The following is a 16,815-nucleotide window of genomic DNA, read 5'->3' on the forward strand; positions in this document are numbered from 1 at the left end:
GTTTAGCTTGGTTAATGCCTTCAGTGGGTACGGCTCAACCTCATTTTGGTTTTGGTCGGTATGTGAAATAGGAGTCAGGAGTCAGGAGTCAGGAGTTAGGAGTCAGGAGTCAGGAGGAAGAATTAGAAGGAGATAAGAATAGTCTCGAATTTGAGAAAGTAATAGTAATATTAGGACTCCTATTTGATTTTTGAATAAGACTCAGTAGGTATCAATTCTGTATTTCCTGTTCCCTGTTCCCTGTTCCCTTGCCCCAACCACAATTTTTAACGCCCACCTACTTACTTAATTGACAATTATCAGTTGACAATTAACAATTGACAATTATCAATGATCAATTCTTTATGGCAGTTACTACCCAACAATTAACTCAATGGAAACAACAGGGACGGGCGATTGTTGCGTTAACTGCCTGGGATTATGCGATCGCTCAACTTTTGGATCTAGCTGCTGTAGACTTGATCCTAGTTGGTGATTCTCTTGCCGTTGTCCTGGGTTATGAAACTACTTTACCAATAACTTTGGATGAAATGATCCATCATGCTAAAGCTGTACGACGTGGGGTCAAAAATGCTCTAGTTGTGGTGGATTTACCATTTTTGACTTATCAAGAAAGTATTTCCCAAGCTATGCATTCTGCCGGTAGGGTGTTGAAGGAAACGGGGGCGCAAGCGGTAAAATTAGAAGGTGGCTATCCCGCAATGGTGGAAACCATTACTCGGTTAGTGCAATCTGGGATTCCGGTTATGGGTCATGTGGGTTTAACACCCCAATCAATCCATCAATTAGGGTTACGACAACAGGGAAAAACCCAGGAAGCAGGAGAGAGAATTTTCAATGAAGCGATCGCTCTTGAACAAGCTGGTGTTTTTGCGATAGTATTAGAACATATTCCCACAAGACTAGCACTGCAAATTACACAAAAACTCCGTATTCCTACTATCGGCATTGGGGCAGGTTCTAGCTGTGATGGTCAAGTATTAGTGACTTCTGATATTCTCGGACTTTCGGAAAAACAACCACCATTTGCCAAAGTTTATACAAATTTGCGAGAAACAATTACCAACGCTGTACAAGATTACGCTGTTGAAGTCCGAGAAAGACAGTTTCCTAAATAGTTAATATTCCCGGAAGAATAGCCTTTCATAAGGCTATTGATTCCGAGATTATTGATTGATTTTCTTTTTTTCTTCCCTCCATTCAGCATCTGCTTTCATCATTCCCTTATAAAGTGCCTCATGTGCTTCAATCCCAGTCCTAATGGACTCTTTTTCTCGCTCTAAGGTAACTCGTTCCTGAATACCTTTTGCCGCTAACTGGATATTTTCTTCTATTGGTACACCTTCTGCCGTCACCATTGGCGCATACCATGTAGCTTCTGAATCAGGAGTCCGACGACTAACCAAAATATCTAAAGCCTCCCAGTCATCACGGTTTCTCCGTACATAAGCTCTTAAATCATCTGTCGGCATTTGATCAAAATTAGGTTTCATAAATAAACCTCCAATTTCCTTCAGGAAAGATTAGAATTTCCATTTCATCACCTGCCAAAATGTATACATATCCCTTAATTTCATTAAACCGAATTAAGTGGATGTCTAGAAAGCTGTTAGAGACCATCTGGCAAACCCTGAGACAGGTTAGGGCTTGTACAGCAGTAGAATTAAAAATGGTAGTTTCCTCAATTGTGACATAAATAATCTTAAAACGAATGTCCCAATTTTCGATTACAAGTCACTTCTAACTGTTTTCAGCCCCAATCCCCAATTAAACCAATTTCAAATCAGGATATTCAGCAAACAAATCATCTGATGTCAGTGTATCCCCTTCAGCTTGGGGAGTCCACAGCAATTCAATTGCTAACAGTTGTTCACCGGAAAGACTACCAATTTGACGTAAGGCTTGGCGTAAATCATCAGCATTATTAATAGCAGGAATTTCACATTTACCCAAAGTCGCTGCTAATAAAGTGACGATAATATATTCTCCAGGACCTTCACTAATCAAACGAGTGGGGTTATCCACTTCACCTGGTAAGGCTTCTTTACTAAGAACAGCCTTGAGTTGATTATTGACATTAGAGAGAGTTTCTTCGCTAAACTTACTGCGTTCAGCTAAAGACAAACGATTAAATTGGGATTCGGCAGAATTTAACTTTGCTTGTTGAGTTCCACTACCTGCATATACCCAGTATTCAGGGTGACGCAATAAAGCCAAACTAGCCTCTTGTAAAACTTCGCTTCTTCCCTCTGGGGTGTTGGTATCAGCAGTTTCCGCAATCCGATTGAGTTCTGGTTGTAAATCTCTGGCTTGGGCTAATAAACCAACTTGTAACAGGGTGACAGACACGGAGGGATTGCTGCTATAGCTAACTTCTTCTGATTCTCCACTGGTAACACGGCGAAAGGTTTGGACTAAAAAATTCGCCATTGCAAAAAAGATTAAAATCCCAAACAACCCACCAAAACCACCGCCGAAACCCCATAAGGGTAAAAGAAACGGAAAGCCAAAACCACCACCATAAGGGGCATAGTAGCCGCCATTACCGGGCATACTTGTCCGGGGTGCATAACTTCGGCTAGAAGGCATTCTAAAAGAACCACCACCAATTCTGCCACCACTACGGGCTGCTAATGCATCATTAGCATGACCAAAAGCCAAAGTTAGCACTAAGCTAAGGATAAAGACGGTTTTAAATAGGGGTTTGAGGAATCCTTGTATTTTTTTACTCATAACACATTTATGGAGACAACTGTATTTTTATGATCACTTCTCCGGTTTTGAAGAAGTGACACTATCTCTAATCTACCGCGTCTTTTCTTTGTTAGGGTGGAAATAGGGAGAGATTTCTGGCGTTGATAACCGTACAAGGAAGTATCTTGAGAATCAAAAAACTTTAGAATAAATTAATAATTTTTCATTCTCATTTATGCAAAGCTGATACGGCGGTATGCACTTGGATGAGATACAGTGATTAAATTGCAAAAGCTGTAGGGTTTCCCCGCCCTCTCAATTGTATTGTTTTAGTTTCCTATCTGTTCCCTTTTTTGTAATTTGGATAATTTATTGATATGAAGTGAATCACAAATTATTGAATTATTCAAATATCATAACCCATAATGTAATCATCCAATACAAATCCACTACCAAAATCTTTTATCTGACTATCAATAATTTTAAACCCAAATCGAGAATAGGCTTTAATTCCTTTTTCATTCCTTTTATTAACATTGAGGATGATTTTTTTGCTGTTCATTGCTTGGGCTTTTTGGCAAATATGAAATAACATCTTTTGACCATAGCCAAAACCATGTAATGATGGTAATAAGTAACATTTATGTAGTTTTAAATAATTTGTAGTATTTATCGTTTCTGAACCATAAGATAAATAACCAACTAATTGAGAATTATGTAAAACTTGATCATAAAAGATGCCTTGGTGATAAATTTCATGTTCAATGACTCCTATGCCATACATTTTATTGAGCATATACTCAATTTGTGCATGGCTGAGAATTGTCGAATAATGGCTATACCAAATCTCTCGACTGATTTTTCTGAGTTCTGCCAAATTTGTATCTAATAACTGAGTAATGGTAATTGATGAAATATTCATAGAGAAAATTATATTCTAATGAAAATTAAATTTGATGATTATAAAATAAATTTACCATTTAATTGAGATCATATAAAATTCATATTTGATTTTGGAAATATACGGAGAGTGCTACTATTTAGAAAACGAGAGAAAAAAGCAACTATGGCAATGGATGATACATTTGACACCCTAAATCAATCCTTATCTATCCCCAAAGTCAAGATATTGACGATGTTTCGGCTAGGATTGTTTCAAATGGGGTTGAGTATGATGTCTATCTTGACTCTGGGAGTGCTTAACCGTGTCATGATTCAGGAAATCGCAATTCCGGCAACTATAGGTAGTTTAGTATTAGCAATACCTTCTTTTATCGCACCGACAAGGATTTTATTTGGGCAAATGTCCGACGCTAAACCCTTATTAGGTTATCATCGTACGGCTTATGTATGGGGAGGAGCAGGAATATTTGCGATCGCTGCATTTTTAGCGGTACAAGTAATGTGGCAGTTAAATGCGGCTAATATTGGTGATAAGTGGACATGGACTACCCAAACCATCGGTTGGACAGCAGTTTTAGGGTTAGTGTTCGCAATTTACGGTTTAGCAATTTGTGCTAGTGGTACAGCATTTGCAGCTTTATTAGTGGATATCTCCGAAGAAGACAACCGTTCCCAAGTTGTGGGGATTGTTTGGTCAATGTTAATGGTAGGGATTATAGTAGGGGCAATTATCAGTTCCAGCTTATTAAAGCAATTAAGCACAGACGCACCTCTAGAAACTTTACAAGCGGCAATTAATCGTCTATTTATAATTGTTCCCAGCATCGTTTTTAGTTTAGCAATTGTGGCAACTGTAGGAGTTGAAAACAAATATTCCCGTTTCTTAACCCGTGCCAATAAAGGAAATCGGGAAGATGGTATTACCTTAAAAGTTGCTTGGAAAATTTTAACAGCTAGTCCACAAACAGGCTTGTTTTTCACATTTTTATTAGTGATGACTATCAGCTTGTTTATGCAAGATCCCATTTTAGAACCTTATGCAGGGCAAGTATTTAAAATGCCCTTAGCAGAAAGTACCAAACTCAACGTTTTTTACGGGACAGGGATATTAATTTCCTATGGAATCACAGGTTTTTTCATTGTTCCCCGTTTGGGTAAAAAAAGGACTATAAAGTTAGGTTGTATCTTAGTAGCAGTTGCCGCTTTATTAATAGGTGTTTCTGGATTTTCTGCAAATCCATCTCTCCTAAAATCAACTTTAGTTTTATTTGGTTTATCTACTGGTTTTGTCACTACCGCAGCCGTTACTTTAATGTTAGACTTAACAATTGCTGAAGCCGCAGGTACATTCATTGGCGCTTGGGGACTTGCCCAGTCTTTATCTAGAGGCATTGCTACGGTAATTGGTGGTACTGTTTTAGATTTAGGACGCAAGTTTTTACCCGATAATTTGGTCTTAGCTTATGGCATGGTATTTCTATTAGAAGCTGTGGGAATGTTGATATCAATTTGGTTTTTGAATCGAGTCAATGTTACAGAATTTCAAACTAACACAAAACAAGTTTTAGCCTCTGTTCTCGAAAGTGACTTAGATAATTAACAACTAACAACTAACAAATAAAACATAACCAGGGATACATTCTATGAGTTACTACATTGCGCCTAGTTTTCTTGATAAACTTGCAGTTCATATCACCAAAAACTTCTTAAATATTCCTGGGATTCGCGTTCCTCTAATTTTAGGTATTCATGGACGCAAAGGTGAGGGGAAAACTTTTCAATGCGAATTAGTCTTTGAGAAAATGGGTATCGAAGTCACCTTAATATCTGGAGGAGAATTAGAAAGTCCAGATGCAGGAGATCCAGCGCGGTTAATTCGGTTGCGTTATCGGGAAACAGCAGAATTAATCAAAGTGCGGGGGAAAATGTGCGTACTGATGATTAATGATTTAGATGCAGGTGCGGGACGTTTTGACGAAGGAACTCAATATACAGTAAATACTCAGTTGGTAAATGCCACATTGATGAATATTGCTGATAATCCCACAGATGTGCAGTTACCGGGAAGTTATGATTCCAATCCTTTATGTCGTGTACCCATTATTGTCACCGGAAATGATTTTTCTACTCTCTATGCACCATTAATTCGTGATGGGAGAATGGATAAATTTTATTGGGAACCAAACCGCGATGATAAAATAGGAATTGTGGGGGGAATTTTTGCACCTGATGGACTTTTAGACCGAGAAATTACCCAATTAGTTGATACTTTTCCTCATCAATCTATTGACTTTTTTAGTGCTTTGCGTTCTCGGATTTATGATGAACAAATTCGTAGTTTTATCCATCAAATTGGGTTTGAAAATGTCTCTTTAAGAGTTGTTAATAGTTTAGAAGGTCCACCAGCATTTAAAAAGCCAGATTTTACACTCTCTCATTTAATTGAGTCTGGTAAATTTATGGTTGGTGAACAAAAACGGGTAGAAACTTCTCATTTAGTAGATGAATATAATCGTTTAAATCGCGGTAAAGCTTCTCAAGCAAGTTTACCTGTTGTGGAAAGTCCAGTTAGCAAACCTACGGTTAATCAACCTACTCATCTAAGTTTAGAAACTCAAGAACAAGTTCGCCAAATTTTATCTCAAGGTTGTAAAATTGGCATTGAACACGTTGATGAAAGACGGTTTCGGACAGGTTCTTGGCAAAGTTGTGGTTCTTTTAATATTGATGCCCATTCCGATGCTATTTCTACTTTAGAATCTTGTTTATCTGAATATAATGGTGAATATGTGCGTTTAGTAGGAATTGACCCACAAGCAAAACGACGGGTAGTAGAGACAATTATTCAGCGTCCCAATGGTAAGTAATTAGTAGGGGCGGGGTTTCCCTGCCCTGGATTGTATTGTATTCTAAAGATATAGCGTTTTTCAATTCAGTGAGGTACAAGAACCCCAACCCCCTCCCCGCAAGCGAGGAGGGGGCTATAATATACTCGATATGATTAGAAAACGCTATAACTGCTATATTAACTAAACTGGAGTTAAAAATAGATTAGCTTCTGCTTGTCTTCTGCGTCTTAATCCAGCTTCTACATTGCTACCGGGATTTCTGTATTTCAGAAAAGTTTCTTCAATCTCATTCCATTTCTTATCTCTCAAAACTCTAGTCATGCTTGAGAAGTTGGAACTGCCATAGAAGTTAGCACCCAAGTTATAACCAAAACTCAATAAAGCACCCTGTTGATTGGCGTTTAATTCATTCCAAACCGGAATTTTTTGCAGAGGTGGAAGATAGCTATTCTCTAGTTGAAGCATCAATAAATCATCTGCTTCTTGTTGAGTGATGCTTTCACCTAATTTCCAGTTACTACCATCTCTTTTTTTAGTAGTACCCCAACCAATGGTGATAGGTAAATTACCACTGAGAGGATCTGGGTAAGCTTTTAAATAACAACCTTCAAATTCTTTAATCAGAGGAATTCCTGGAAGTGGTAGTTTTCCAGTTGTCCCACCAAAACCTTTTTTAGGGGCGCTTACAGTAGGGGATGATGTAGATGATGCTGCGCTTGTTGTTGCTTCTCCCAGGGCATTATTTAAGGCATTTTGAGTATTTTTCCCAACGATACCATCGGCTTCAAGTCCTTTTTGACTTTGAAATTGTTTAATGGCTTTGAGAGTGTTATTACCAAAATCACCATCTATTTTTCCTGGGTTTAGATTAAGTGCTTTTAAGATTTCTTGGAGTTGTCGAACTTGTGATCCTGTGGCACCTTTCTGGAGAGTTTCACCGCTATTGAGATTTAATTTGCTAGGCATTGTGTTATTATGGGGACTGGATTTAATCAGTTTAATAATTAAGAAAAAGCAAATTTAAAACTTACTTTTTACCTATAACAATAAGTAAACAATTTCCATCCATTTTTGTGAATGAATTTTTGATATTTACTAGTTGTCTGTTCTCAGCAGTAGAATCATTATTGCAGTCATTGCCAGTTAATTCAACCAAATTTTAAAAACTTAACAAATTATTAGTAAATTTCTAGATAATCTCACAAATTTTAGCATCATTTGCCGGATGGTAGAAACGGAAATTTTGATTTAATATTCCAGCAGTTGCCATCATGCAGGAGTAGAGTTAAATGAGTTACTGTGCATTCAGAATAAAACTGACGCTGGACAAATTCTGGCCAAGCAGTCCGAAAGCTTTCCATTGTTAAATCCCGAAATGCTACTGTGAGATGGGGGATAAAGGGGCGAGTTTTTCCGACTTGATCAATAATCCCTAAGTTGGTTTGTAGATGTGTAACTAAATCTGTTTGTAAATTCAAAAGTGGTTGACTTTTGACTACATCCATGTATATAACACGAGGCGGAAAGGCAGCAAACCCGTTGAATGTGATGGAAATTGATTGCTGTTGAATAGCGAATGTTTCCAAAGATGTTTCTAGACTCAATAGGGAATAATCTGCCCATTCAAAGGGCGGCTGTAAGGTAATATGGGGGGGTGATTTTTTAGCACTGTAGGAGGCATATTTATCTGCAAAATACTGTTTAATTTCGTTTGCATATTCTTGGATATTTTGTGGTGGTAAGAGGGCAACGAAAAAGCGACTCATTTAATTCTCCTGCTTTTACTACATAATTATACAGTATGGATGTGTAAATGGGTAGCGTGTGGCTATGGAATATTACATAAATCATAAAAATATATGAATCAGCACAAATATGATAACAAATCATGATATTTTGTGATAAATCAGAAATTATTCATTTAAAATCTCATCTGAAGATATGGCTTGGTTTGTCAAAATTGAAACTGGTAAGGTTGAGAAACCCACCTTTGACCAATATGTACCTGCCCATAGAGCCTATGTACAAGAGTTGATTACTAAAGGACACAAAGCTAAAACAGGTTATTGGGCGCAAAAGGGTGGTGGAATGATGTTATTTGAGGCGGCATCAATGGATGAGGCACAAGCAATAGTATTGGCTGACCCCTTGGTACAGAACGATTGTGTCAGCTACCAATTATTTGAATGGCGAATTGTTGTGGAATAATCCACAAATTTTGAATTTTCGTGTTATGATGATGGAAGACCTGGATCTATGCAACTTCAACGCCCAAACTTTGTCAGGACCGGAAGGTAGCAGCAATAAGGGATGCTTGTGGTAGGCGTAGTCTCCGGGTCGCCTTATTTGTAGGAGCTTTCAGCAGCAATGCCTGGTTTTGGAGATATTGTACAAAAAGCTTTTTATCTTGGTGTGGGGTTAGCCTCTTACGCTGGCGAAAAAGCTGGGGGGAAGTTAGCCGAACTGCGATCGCAATTTCAAAAATTGGCAGATGAAATGGTAGCCAAAGGTGAGATGAACACGGAAGAAGCTCGCCGCTTTGTCGAAGATATGATGAAGCAAGCCCAACAGCAATCAACATCTGAACAAACGCCTGAAAAAACAGCCCCTTCTGAACCTCGTCGGATTGAAATTTTAGAGGTTGACGAAGAACCAACTGTGAAAGAGGCGAAAAAAGAAAATAAAGAAAATGGCGATAATGTAGATGAACTACGGAATCAAGTGTTAGAACTACAGGAAGAGTTAAAACGGCTGCAACGTGAACCGTAAAAAGCAATTTTTGATTTTGGGTATCAGAAACATTTAATTCTTTTAATTCTCAAAAAATGACGCTGTACCCAAGATGGTTTGAGTTGCAATTACCAACCGTAAACTCCATAGCTTCCAGTCAAACGGTGTTAAGCGTCATGTTTTTAGCCTTTTAGAGTATAAGTTATGGAACAGTGGCAAAAAGACTTAATAGGCATGATTGAAACCGTGACTGATGAAGTAGAGCAGTTCTTCCTAGAAATAAATGATATGGTAGACGCTTTTTTTGAGATTACGGAAGAGATTACTGAAGAAGTACAAAACGCATTGGTGGCTGATATTGATACCTTCGCTACTTTGCACGAACAGTTTTTACAGGACTTGACCGAACCATTTTTGGAAATTTATTGGGAATTCGGGGACATTTCTGAAGATATAGATCCTGGTTTTCCTTATGCAGTAGAAGCTACACTAGAAAAAAATGCTGCTTGTATTGGTTGTAGTAACTATCACGGACAAGTTTACAGTGGTAATTTGCTAGTCTGTGGTATGCACCCTCATGGTTGGGATGATGAAAGTTGTCCAGATTGGGAAAAAGAAATTGAGTAGGTGACTCATGAAGCTGGGGAGAAATGTTAAAAACTGTTAAGTTAATAATTGTGAATCTCTGCATTTCTTTTTATTAACATAATGAGTAACTTTGCACCTGAAACTGTATCTCCAGCAAGTCAAGAAATGAAATATGGTGAACGCGAAATTGCGGAGGGGAAATTAATTACATTTCCTAACCCCCGCATTGGCAGACGCTATGACGTTAATATTACTTTACCGGAATTTACTTGTAAGTGTCCTTTTTCCGGTTATCCTGACTTTGCGACTATTTATATTACATACATTCCCGATGAAAAGGTAGTAGAGTTGAAGGCACTCAAGCTTTATATTAACAGCTACCGCGATCGCTATATCTCCCATGAAGAAACAGCCAATCAAATTTTAGATGATCTAGTTGCAGCTTGTGATCCTTTAGCAATTACTGTGAAAACAGATTTTACCCCTCGTGGGAATGTGCATACAGTTGTTGAAGTCAGACATCAAAAAGCTGTTTAGAGTAGGAGTCAGGAGTCAGGAACTATACTGCAAACGGCTTGATTGTTTGATTCTAAACGTAGGGGTAAAGCAAGAGCTTCATTGGTGTCAACTTAACGTAAAACGGGCGGTTAGAAACCGCGTCTACACAGGCAAAACCCACCTGCGTGGGTTTCAATCCTTGATTTTTCCTTAGTCCGCGCAGGCGGACTTTGTTTGTGTAGCCGTGAATTCCATTCGCCAGGGCTTAAGTTGACACCATTAAGCTTTTGCTTTACCCCTACACATCTGGGTTCTTTGTCATTAGACATCTGGTGAAAATTAAATATGCGTGACATGAAACCCCTGTAGAGAGGTTTCATGGAACGTCTCTACAATCTTTACCGGAGATGTCTATTAGCCATAACCCAACATTATCAAGGATCTTGTTGGGTTTCGCTGTCGCTCAACCCAACCTACATTTCCTTAACCGACAAGCACCCCTACTAAGTAACTAAAGCATTGCGGGGAAAACCATTTTGTTGAGCTAAGTTTTCGGCAATTAGCTGGCGATAAACGGCTTCATAACCATCAGTCATGTGCTGAACGCTAAAATTTTTGTCCACATATTCACGACAAGCGTAACGATCTAAGTTACTTATTTTGTCAAGAGAATGAATACATTCTGCCACATTATTACAAAGGAAACCTGTTTCACCATCAACAATCACTTCTTCTGCTGAACCCATTCGCATGGCAATTACAGGTGTACCTGATGCCATTGATTCTACCATGACTAATCCAAAGGGTTCTCGCCAAGTAATGGGGAATAAAGTTGCATAAGCACCCCCCATAAGGGCATTTTTTTGTAGATGATTGGCTTCACCTAAATATTCAATTTGTTTACCATCAATATGTGGTTTAATTTTTTGGTCAAAATATTCCAAGTCTACTAAATCTACCTTACCTGCTATTTTTAACTTCCGACCAGTTTTTTTAGCAATTTCAATTGCTAAATGTGGTCCTTTTTCTGGGGACATTCTCCCTAAAAAAGCTAAATAAGATGGTTCATTTGGTTGGGGATAAAATTCATAACTACTAACATCAATGCCATTATAAACAGTGTCTACGTAGTTTAATCCTAGCCGGGGTTCTTTTTGAGAATTAGAAATACTAATATAAGGCTGTTTTTTGCCATATTTAAAGATTTTTTCATTATCGGGAGTAAAAATTCCATGTAAAGTGTGAACTGTAGGAGTTTTGACTAAATTGGCATAAACTAGCGCTCCTAGTCCTACATGAGAATGGATGATATCAAAATTTTCTGCTTGTTCATAAACTGAAGCTAATAGCAGCATTTCATAAATAGCCGGCTCTTTAATTGTAGGATCTAGCCTTAAAGCGCGGGGATGCACTGATACTAATTTGGCTAAACTTAAAGAATCTCCTGATGCAAATAATGTCACTTCATGTCCTCGACGGACTAGTTCATCAGTTAATAACCCCACTACTAATTCTATGCCACCATAAGCTGGTGGGGGTACTCTCTCCCACTGTGGGGAAACCTGAGCAATTTTCATGTCAATCTCCTAAGATATCAGATTTCTATTTCTAGTTAGTTGATGAATAAATGAAATAACTAACGCAGAAATAGCTAAAAATATAAAAACCACCCTTCTTTATGATTACTACCAAATCTTATGTTTTATATTTGATATTTTTTGTCTATCTGAGGTAATGTAAATGCCTGATACTTAAGAAATAAATTAGACAGAATATAATCATCATGGTTGTAATTTTTAACTTGACTGAGAACAAAAAAATCAGTATAGTATGACACGATAACCAAATATTTGCATTGATTAAGTAGCATGAATATATACAAAAAAATAAATAAACCGCGTGTTTCATGGCAGGTGATTTTTGCACTGATTATATTTGTGTTTATGTACTTACCTATCCTGGTACTGGCTTTTTATAGTTTTAATCAGTCTCCCTACAGTGCTACATGGCAAGGTTTCACCCTGGAATGGTACGGAAAATTATTTAATGACGACCGGATTTTATCGGGGTTATATAATAGTTTGGTGGTGGCTTTTTGTGCTGTGGGGGTTTCTGCTGTTATGGGAACATTAATGGCTGTGGGGTTGGCACGTTATGACTTTCCTGGTAAGAAATTATATCAGGGAATTGCTTATTTACCGTTATTAATTCCTGATATTGCGATCGCAGTTTCTACCCTAGTATGTTTAGCAGCCTTTGCTATTCCTTTGAGTATATGGACTATTATCGCCGCCCATATCGTATTTTGTCTATCCTATGTTGGTTTGGTAGTGTCTGCGCGGATGAATAATATTAATCCCCATTTGGAAGAAGCAGCTTTAGATTTAGGTGCGACACCAACACAAGCCTTTATTTTAGTTTTATTACCTCAATTAATGCCAGGAATTATTTCTGGGTGTTTATTGGCTTTTGTATTGAGTTTGGATGATTTTTTAATTGCTAGTTTTACTGCGGGAAGTGGGACTAATACCTTACCAATGGAAATCTTTAGCCGCATTAGAACGGGAGTTAAACCGGATATTAATGCTTTAAGTGTGATGTTGATTTCTATGACTGCGATTGTGGCTTTGATAGGGGAATTGATTAGAACTGCGGGGGAAAGGAGAGAATAGGGTGAAATCAATTCAAAGTAGAAAAATGTTTTAAAAATTGCATAAAAGCAGGAATATGATATTTAGCATAATTACTCTGTTCTGAGTAAAATTTAGCTATTTGCCTTAATAGTTCATCCCTAAATACCTCCTCTGTATTAGTCCAATCACTTGGTGGTTTAATGTCTTCCCAATAGTCCTCTTTAGTGTTTTTATCCTTAACTTTTTTAAGCATTAATAAGGCATAAATTAACTCATTCCTGCGTGTTTCATCTGAATTTTCAAACTGTTCTTTCCAGGAATCACGTAACTTTTCTAAATCTGTACAATCAGAAATGTTGAATAGCGTAATAAAACTTTACATATTGAAATAAACTTAGCCTATAAGTGCTATTTTTCATCTTATCCAAATAAGTTTTCTAAACCAATGAACATAACTTATTTCCTGACACATATAGGACTGAAGATAACGGAGTTTATCTAATAAAGTTTTGCCAAATTCTTGCGGTATTTCTATTAGTTGCAATATCAAATAAGCGATTAAACAGCACATTATCTGAATTCTAATTCCATTCTCATTCTTTGTCATAAGTCTGTCTAACTTGAGGTGCATTTTTAAGAATTTCCATAACAATTCAATTTGCCATCTTTGTATGTAAATTTCCATAATCTCTTGATTACTAACTTGCTCTTCTCCTTCATTTAATAAGTTTGTTGCTAAACGAAATTCACTCTTAGTTTCTATATCACAAAATGCTACTACTCTAATTTCCACTTCTCTTTCATCTTTGCCAACTTTACAATTACCATTTTCTAGCATTTCTAAAGTGACATTATTTTTAATTCTTAAGACAAAAGCTTTATTTTTTTGTTGTTTTAATTCAGATATTCTTTCGGAGGATGCAAATCCTCTATCCATTATCCCTACTCCTTTTGACGGAATTGCTTCTACTGTTTCTTGTCCATATTTATGGTCATGTCCTTGCCCAAAATGAATCACCATTCCACCAACTTCTGATGTCAAACTATCTAACCCACAAAATAGTTTTACTTGATGATATCCTTGACTCCATAATAATTTACTTGTTAATGTAATAATTGTTGAATCTATAGGAAATAATGCTTGGGTTTCTTCCTTTCCTTTTTTCTTTCTCAGTTGATTGTTTAATTCAGTTATTATCTCCAAAAATACTTGAGTATCTCTCTTTTTACTTGCCTTGGAAAAATTTGATATTTTTAAATCTATCCCTTGATTATTTAGTCTTTGAAATAAATCTCTCATACTCACTATACTTTTATCCATGACATACTGTAACCACACTGATACAAATGAAAATGTGTCCAGAACTGGATAATCTTTTTTGGGCAATGGTTTCAATATTGTTTTGACCACTTCTGGGAAATTCTTTAAGCGCATAATTTGATAATTCTTTATCTATATTTTTTTAGATTGTATCAAATTATGGTACTTTTTTTTAATCTTTTCCTAACATTCAACACTTCTGCTGTACAATCTAATCCTGAACAATGACTAATGCGATTAGAAACCTTTGATAAGTTATTTTATAAGTCATTACTATTAATAATAGCATTTGCCATAGTAATATAAACATCTTCAAGAATAAGTTTTTGACTATTATACATAGGAACATTAATATAATCATCAAAAACTTCTTGCAGTTCAGGTATGATGAAATATGCTTCTTTGTGAATTAATCCCGTCACCCAAATGCGATGGTTTCTGGCATTTTCCTCATTAATTTGACCTTGGTGATAAAGATTTAAGAAAATTTCTTCTGTATTAGAGAAACCGTAATTATCAATATTTTGGGACTGTAAATCTAAATCAACTATAGCAAAAAGCTTATCAGGATTTAAGTATGACTCTCTACTACCTTCTTCATGTAATTCTAAAAGCTTAAAATAAGTATCTATAACACCTGTTCTACCTTGACAATTAAAAAATTCTGGTTTGTATGTTTTCCATGTCTTTGGAATGCATTTTATGTAAAAATCTGCATCTGGCATTTGCTTCATTTTTCCGTAATTTACTGTTGTTTCATCACTTAAATTTAAAATACTACCTTGACCTTCACACAAAACAACAATTCTCTGTCTAATGTTTGGATTTCCCAGAATTTCGTTACAATGTTGCATTAGTTTTTTTTGATAAGTATTCATAGTGGAATATTATTATCTGATTTGATAAGCTTTGGTTTTAGTTCCCTGACATGAGCCGGTGTAAGCGCTCGACATAATTGATAAGAATGAGTTGCTAAAATATATTGATTACTAGGAGACCATTCTTCTAAATCTCTAATTATTTCATATTGCCAATCTGGATGAAATCCTATTTCAATTTCATCCATGAGAACAATAGCATCTTCGATTTTATTATACTTTATCCATAAGTAAATGCTCAATCTTTTTAATTCACCATGACTTAAATCTTCAGGATAAAGTTTAATATTTTCATCATTTGTGTCTAACTGGAAGATGATTGTGGATAAATCTGTAGAAATATTTACTTTTTTATAAACCAAGAATGAATTCAAATCATCTAATAATGCTTTATATCGCTTACCATACTCACCTTCAGTTTTTATAGCATCTCTGTAATCTTCATTTATAGCATTTGTGAATACTGTAATCATCGGTTGAGCAAAATCATAAGTAAAAAATCCTGGTAGTTTCAATTTAGACATTTTTAATTCTGAATCATAATTTTTATCACCATTTTGTTCAAAGAATCGTCTTCTGTATTCGTGATGAGTAAATAGAAAAACTTGACTAATAGGAGCAGCTAAGAATACTTTATTTGATATTTCATCTAACCAGGCTTCTGCTTTATTGATATCTAAATTATCACCAATTTGGCATAATACAAATTCATTTTCTTCAGTATTAATTCCTGAAGAATAATTACATATATATATAATGTTTTTTTCATGCAAGTATGTGGATATTTTTTGCAATACAATATCTATTTTTTCTTTTTCCTGCGAAAGTTCATCAAGATTTAGTTGATATGAATCAAGCATTTCTTCAACTTCTTCTTTAAAATCTGCAACTGGCAATCTTCTTATTCTAGAGGATATTATATTATTATAGAATAATTCACGCATTACTTGTTGGAATCGTCTGTGCTTAATATCATCATTTTCTAGCTTTTCATGAATTTCTAATTTATTAATTGCTTTTTCTAGTTGTTCAATATCTTGTTCTGTTTTATAAATATTCTTAGTGATATTTTCTAGTTTTTCAAAATTAGATAATTTCCAGTCTTCATTGTTTTTGTATTTATGATCTTGTTTTAATATATTTTCGATATAAGTGTTATGACAAGCTAGAAATTTAATTTCAACTTCTTTTTCACCATCCCAAATTTTGATGATAGCTAATACTCTATCACTAGAGTCATCATTAAGTGTAAAGCCATGTAGTAAATTCTTTATAAAAATTTTTCTTTCTGGATTTGTGCAGCAATGTAATAACACAAAAACTAATTGTAAAAGTGTACTTTTACCACCTCCATTGAGGCTTCCTAAAGGAAAGATATTAGGGACAAACTTTCTATCAAACTTAATATCAACATCTTTCAAAACGCGGAAATCGGGTACTTGAACTTGTAGTAACTTCATGTGAATTTTCTTCCTTGAGAAATATTACATATTGGAATTATACCGTTAACACTGAATCACGGCTAACCTAATCATAATTCATTTAGGGTGGGCATTACCCATCACTAGACTTTACAATATTTTACACCTTAAACTTAACCGTGATCAGCTTCATGGCTGCTTCGACATCTTCTAAAGGCATAAATTTGGAAATAACCTGCACCCACAGAGTAAAATCTGATTAATATGTCTTGCTTAAAAAATCCCATATACTGTATTTGT

Annotated in this window: 19 protein-coding genes and 1 other RNA gene; 9 read left to right on the plus strand and 11 right to left on the minus strand. The window is 36.0% G+C overall.

What is annotated here, in order from left to right; genetic code table 11:
* Positions 1-344: 344 nt before the first annotated feature.
* Positions 345-1,118, plus strand: coding sequence for a 3-methyl-2-oxobutanoate hydroxymethyltransferase (gene panB, locus CA730_RS01330; protein ID WP_096663010.1), 774 nt, complete (start codon positions 345-347; stop codon positions 1,116-1,118).
* Between the two features lie 48 nt (positions 1,119-1,166).
* Here the strand turns inward: panB and CA730_RS01335 are convergent, their stop codons facing one another.
* The 4 genes from CA730_RS01335 to CA730_RS01350 form a co-directional block, all read right to left on the minus strand.
* A complete protein-coding gene (locus tag CA730_RS01335; RefSeq protein WP_197705482.1) occupies positions 1,167-1,493 on the minus strand; it encodes a DUF6887 family protein in 327 nt (108 codons plus the stop codon).
* Entirely contained in the window at positions 1,483-1,728 is a 246-nt protein-coding gene (locus CA730_RS26325) for a DUF6888 family protein (protein WP_407919791.1), read from the minus strand. Before CA730_RS26325 ends, CA730_RS01335 begins: the two co-directional genes overlap by 11 nt.
* Positions 1,729-1,767: 39 nt before the next feature.
* On the minus strand, positions 1,768-2,733 hold the full coding sequence (locus tag CA730_RS01345) for a DUF1517 domain-containing protein (protein ID WP_096663016.1): 966 nt from the start codon (positions 2,731-2,733) through the stop codon (positions 1,768-1,770).
* 367 nt (positions 2,734-3,100) lie between these two features.
* Positions 3,101-3,616 (minus strand): GNAT family N-acetyltransferase, encoded by a 516-nt coding sequence (locus CA730_RS01350; protein ID WP_096663019.1) that lies wholly within the window; start codon positions 3,614-3,616, stop codon positions 3,101-3,103.
* Between the two features lie 144 nt (positions 3,617-3,760).
* Here CA730_RS01350 and CA730_RS01355 point away from each other — a divergent pair, with 144 nt between their 5' ends.
* Together CA730_RS01355 and CA730_RS01360 are read left to right on the plus strand one after the other, a co-directional pair.
* Positions 3,761-5,197 (plus strand): BCD family MFS transporter, encoded by a 1,437-nt coding sequence (locus CA730_RS01355; RefSeq protein ID WP_096663022.1) that lies wholly within the window; start codon positions 3,761-3,763, stop codon positions 5,195-5,197.
* Between the two features lie 43 nt (positions 5,198-5,240).
* Entirely contained in the window at positions 5,241-6,464 is a 1,224-nt protein-coding gene (locus CA730_RS01360) for a ribulose bisphosphate carboxylase small subunit (protein WP_096663026.1), read from the plus strand.
* A 162-nt stretch (positions 6,465-6,626) separates the two neighbouring features.
* Here CA730_RS01360 and CA730_RS01365 read toward each other — a convergent pair whose 3' ends face one another.
* Together CA730_RS01365 and CA730_RS01370 are read right to left on the minus strand one after the other, a co-directional pair.
* On the minus strand, positions 6,627-7,412 hold the full coding sequence (locus CA730_RS01365; RefSeq protein ID WP_096663029.1) for a glycoside hydrolase family protein: 786 nt from the start codon (positions 7,410-7,412) through the stop codon (positions 6,627-6,629).
* Between the two features lie 248 nt (positions 7,413-7,660).
* Positions 7,661-8,212, minus strand: a complete 552-nt coding sequence (locus CA730_RS01370) for a 2'-5' RNA ligase family protein (protein ID WP_096663032.1) — start codon at positions 8,210-8,212, stop codon at positions 7,661-7,663.
* A 175-nt stretch (positions 8,213-8,387) separates the two neighbouring features.
* Between CA730_RS01370 and CA730_RS01375 the strand changes: the two genes are divergently transcribed.
* From CA730_RS01375 to queF, 5 genes are all read left to right on the plus strand, one after another.
* Positions 8,388-8,654, plus strand: coding sequence for a YciI family protein (locus tag CA730_RS01375; protein ID WP_027404002.1), 267 nt, complete (start codon positions 8,388-8,390; stop codon positions 8,652-8,654).
* Positions 8,655-8,691: 37 nt separating this feature from the next.
* Positions 8,692-8,788, plus strand: an RNA gene (ffs, locus tag CA730_RS01380) — signal recognition particle sRNA small type.
* 25 nt (positions 8,789-8,813) lie between these two features.
* The gene (locus tag CA730_RS01385; RefSeq protein ID WP_096663035.1) at positions 8,814-9,215 is read left to right on the plus strand and encodes a phasin family protein; all 402 of its coding nucleotides are present in this window, start codon (positions 8,814-8,816) and stop codon (positions 9,213-9,215) included.
* Between the two features lie 165 nt (positions 9,216-9,380).
* Positions 9,381-9,803, plus strand: a complete 423-nt coding sequence (locus tag CA730_RS01390; protein WP_096663038.1) for a hypothetical protein — start codon at positions 9,381-9,383, stop codon at positions 9,801-9,803.
* A gap of 81 nt (positions 9,804-9,884) precedes the next feature.
* Positions 9,885-10,301, plus strand: a complete 417-nt coding sequence (queF, locus tag CA730_RS01395; RefSeq protein WP_096663041.1) for a preQ(1) synthase — start codon at positions 9,885-9,887, stop codon at positions 10,299-10,301.
* Between the two features lie 464 nt (positions 10,302-10,765).
* On the opposite strand, the gene CA730_RS01400 is transcribed toward queF, so the two are convergent.
* Positions 10,766-11,839: a glycosyltransferase family 4 protein gene (locus CA730_RS01400; protein ID WP_027404006.1), complete on the minus strand. Its 1,074-nt coding sequence runs from the start codon at positions 11,837-11,839 to the stop codon at positions 10,766-10,768.
* Between the two features lie 366 nt (positions 11,840-12,205).
* Here CA730_RS01400 and CA730_RS01405 point away from each other — a divergent pair, with 366 nt between their 5' ends.
* Positions 12,206-12,934, plus strand: a complete 729-nt coding sequence (locus CA730_RS01405; RefSeq protein WP_027404007.1) for an ABC transporter permease — start codon at positions 12,206-12,208, stop codon at positions 12,932-12,934.
* A gap of 7 nt (positions 12,935-12,941) precedes the next feature.
* Here the strand turns inward: CA730_RS01405 and CA730_RS01410 are convergent, their stop codons facing one another.
* From CA730_RS01410 to CA730_RS01425, 4 genes are all read right to left on the minus strand, one after another.
* The gene (locus tag CA730_RS01410) at positions 12,942-13,148 is read right to left on the minus strand and encodes a hypothetical protein (protein WP_197705483.1); all 207 of its coding nucleotides are present in this window, start codon (positions 13,146-13,148) and stop codon (positions 12,942-12,944) included.
* A gap of 162 nt (positions 13,149-13,310) precedes the next feature.
* Positions 13,311-14,330: a transposase gene (locus tag CA730_RS01415; protein ID WP_053537527.1), complete on the minus strand. Its 1,020-nt coding sequence runs from the start codon at positions 14,328-14,330 to the stop codon at positions 13,311-13,313.
* 146 nt (positions 14,331-14,476) lie between these two features.
* Positions 14,477-15,094 carry a hypothetical protein gene (locus CA730_RS01420; RefSeq protein WP_197705484.1) on the minus strand — a complete coding sequence of 206 codons (618 nt, stop codon included), beginning with the start codon at positions 15,092-15,094 and terminating at the stop codon, positions 14,477-14,479.
* Positions 15,091-16,554 carry an AAA family ATPase gene (locus tag CA730_RS01425; protein ID WP_096663044.1) on the minus strand — a complete coding sequence of 488 codons (1,464 nt, stop codon included), beginning with the start codon at positions 16,552-16,554 and terminating at the stop codon, positions 15,091-15,093. The genes CA730_RS01420 and CA730_RS01425 overlap by 4 nt, the downstream gene beginning before the upstream one ends.
* Positions 16,555-16,815: the final 261 nt, after the last annotated feature.

The organism is Dolichospermum compactum NIES-806, from assembly GCF_002368115.1.
Taxonomy (GTDB): Bacteria; Cyanobacteriota; Cyanobacteriia; order Cyanobacteriales; family Nostocaceae; genus Dolichospermum; species Dolichospermum compactum.

Excerpts from the sequence above, each read along its gene's own strand:
- panB (WP_096663010.1), top strand. The coding sequence starts at position 345 with ATGGCAGTTACTACCCAACAATTAACTCAATGGAAACAACAGGGACGG.
- CA730_RS01335 (WP_197705482.1), bottom strand. The coding sequence starts at position 1,493 with ATGAAACCTAATTTTGATCAAATGCCGACAGATGATTTAAGAGCTTAT.
- CA730_RS01345 (WP_096663016.1), bottom strand. The coding sequence starts at position 2,733 with ATGAGTAAAAAAATACAAGGATTCCTCAAACCCCTATTTAAAACCGTC.
- CA730_RS01350 (WP_096663019.1), bottom strand. The coding sequence starts at position 3,616 with ATGAATATTTCATCAATTACCATTACTCAGTTATTAGATACAAATTTG.
- CA730_RS01355 (WP_096663022.1), top strand. The coding sequence starts at position 3,761 with ATGGCAATGGATGATACATTTGACACCCTAAATCAATCCTTATCTATC.
- CA730_RS01360 (WP_096663026.1), top strand. The coding sequence starts at position 5,241 with ATGAGTTACTACATTGCGCCTAGTTTTCTTGATAAACTTGCAGTTCAT.
- CA730_RS01365 (WP_096663029.1), bottom strand. The coding sequence starts at position 7,412 with ATGCCTAGCAAATTAAATCTCAATAGCGGTGAAACTCTCCAGAAAGGT.
- CA730_RS01370 (WP_096663032.1), bottom strand. The coding sequence starts at position 8,212 with ATGAGTCGCTTTTTCGTTGCCCTCTTACCACCACAAAATATCCAAGAA.
- CA730_RS01375 (WP_027404002.1), top strand. The coding sequence starts at position 8,388 with ATGGCTTGGTTTGTCAAAATTGAAACTGGTAAGGTTGAGAAACCCACC.
- CA730_RS01385 (WP_096663035.1), top strand. The coding sequence starts at position 8,814 with ATGCCTGGTTTTGGAGATATTGTACAAAAAGCTTTTTATCTTGGTGTG.
- CA730_RS01390 (WP_096663038.1), top strand. The coding sequence starts at position 9,381 with ATGGAACAGTGGCAAAAAGACTTAATAGGCATGATTGAAACCGTGACT.
- queF (WP_096663041.1), top strand. The coding sequence starts at position 9,885 with ATGAGTAACTTTGCACCTGAAACTGTATCTCCAGCAAGTCAAGAAATG.
- CA730_RS01400 (WP_027404006.1), bottom strand. The coding sequence starts at position 11,839 with ATGAAAATTGCTCAGGTTTCCCCACAGTGGGAGAGAGTACCCCCACCA.
- CA730_RS01405 (WP_027404007.1), top strand. The coding sequence starts at position 12,206 with ATGTACTTACCTATCCTGGTACTGGCTTTTTATAGTTTTAATCAGTCT.
- CA730_RS01410 (WP_197705483.1), bottom strand. The coding sequence starts at position 13,148 with ATGCTTAAAAAAGTTAAGGATAAAAACACTAAAGAGGACTATTGGGAA.
- CA730_RS01415 (WP_053537527.1), bottom strand. The coding sequence starts at position 14,330 with ATGCGCTTAAAGAATTTCCCAGAAGTGGTCAAAACAATATTGAAACCA.
- CA730_RS01420 (WP_197705484.1), bottom strand. The coding sequence starts at position 15,094 with ATGAATACTTATCAAAAAAAACTAATGCAACATTGTAACGAAATTCTG.
- CA730_RS01425 (WP_096663044.1), bottom strand. The coding sequence starts at position 16,554 with ATGAAGTTACTACAAGTTCAAGTACCCGATTTCCGCGTTTTGAAAGAT.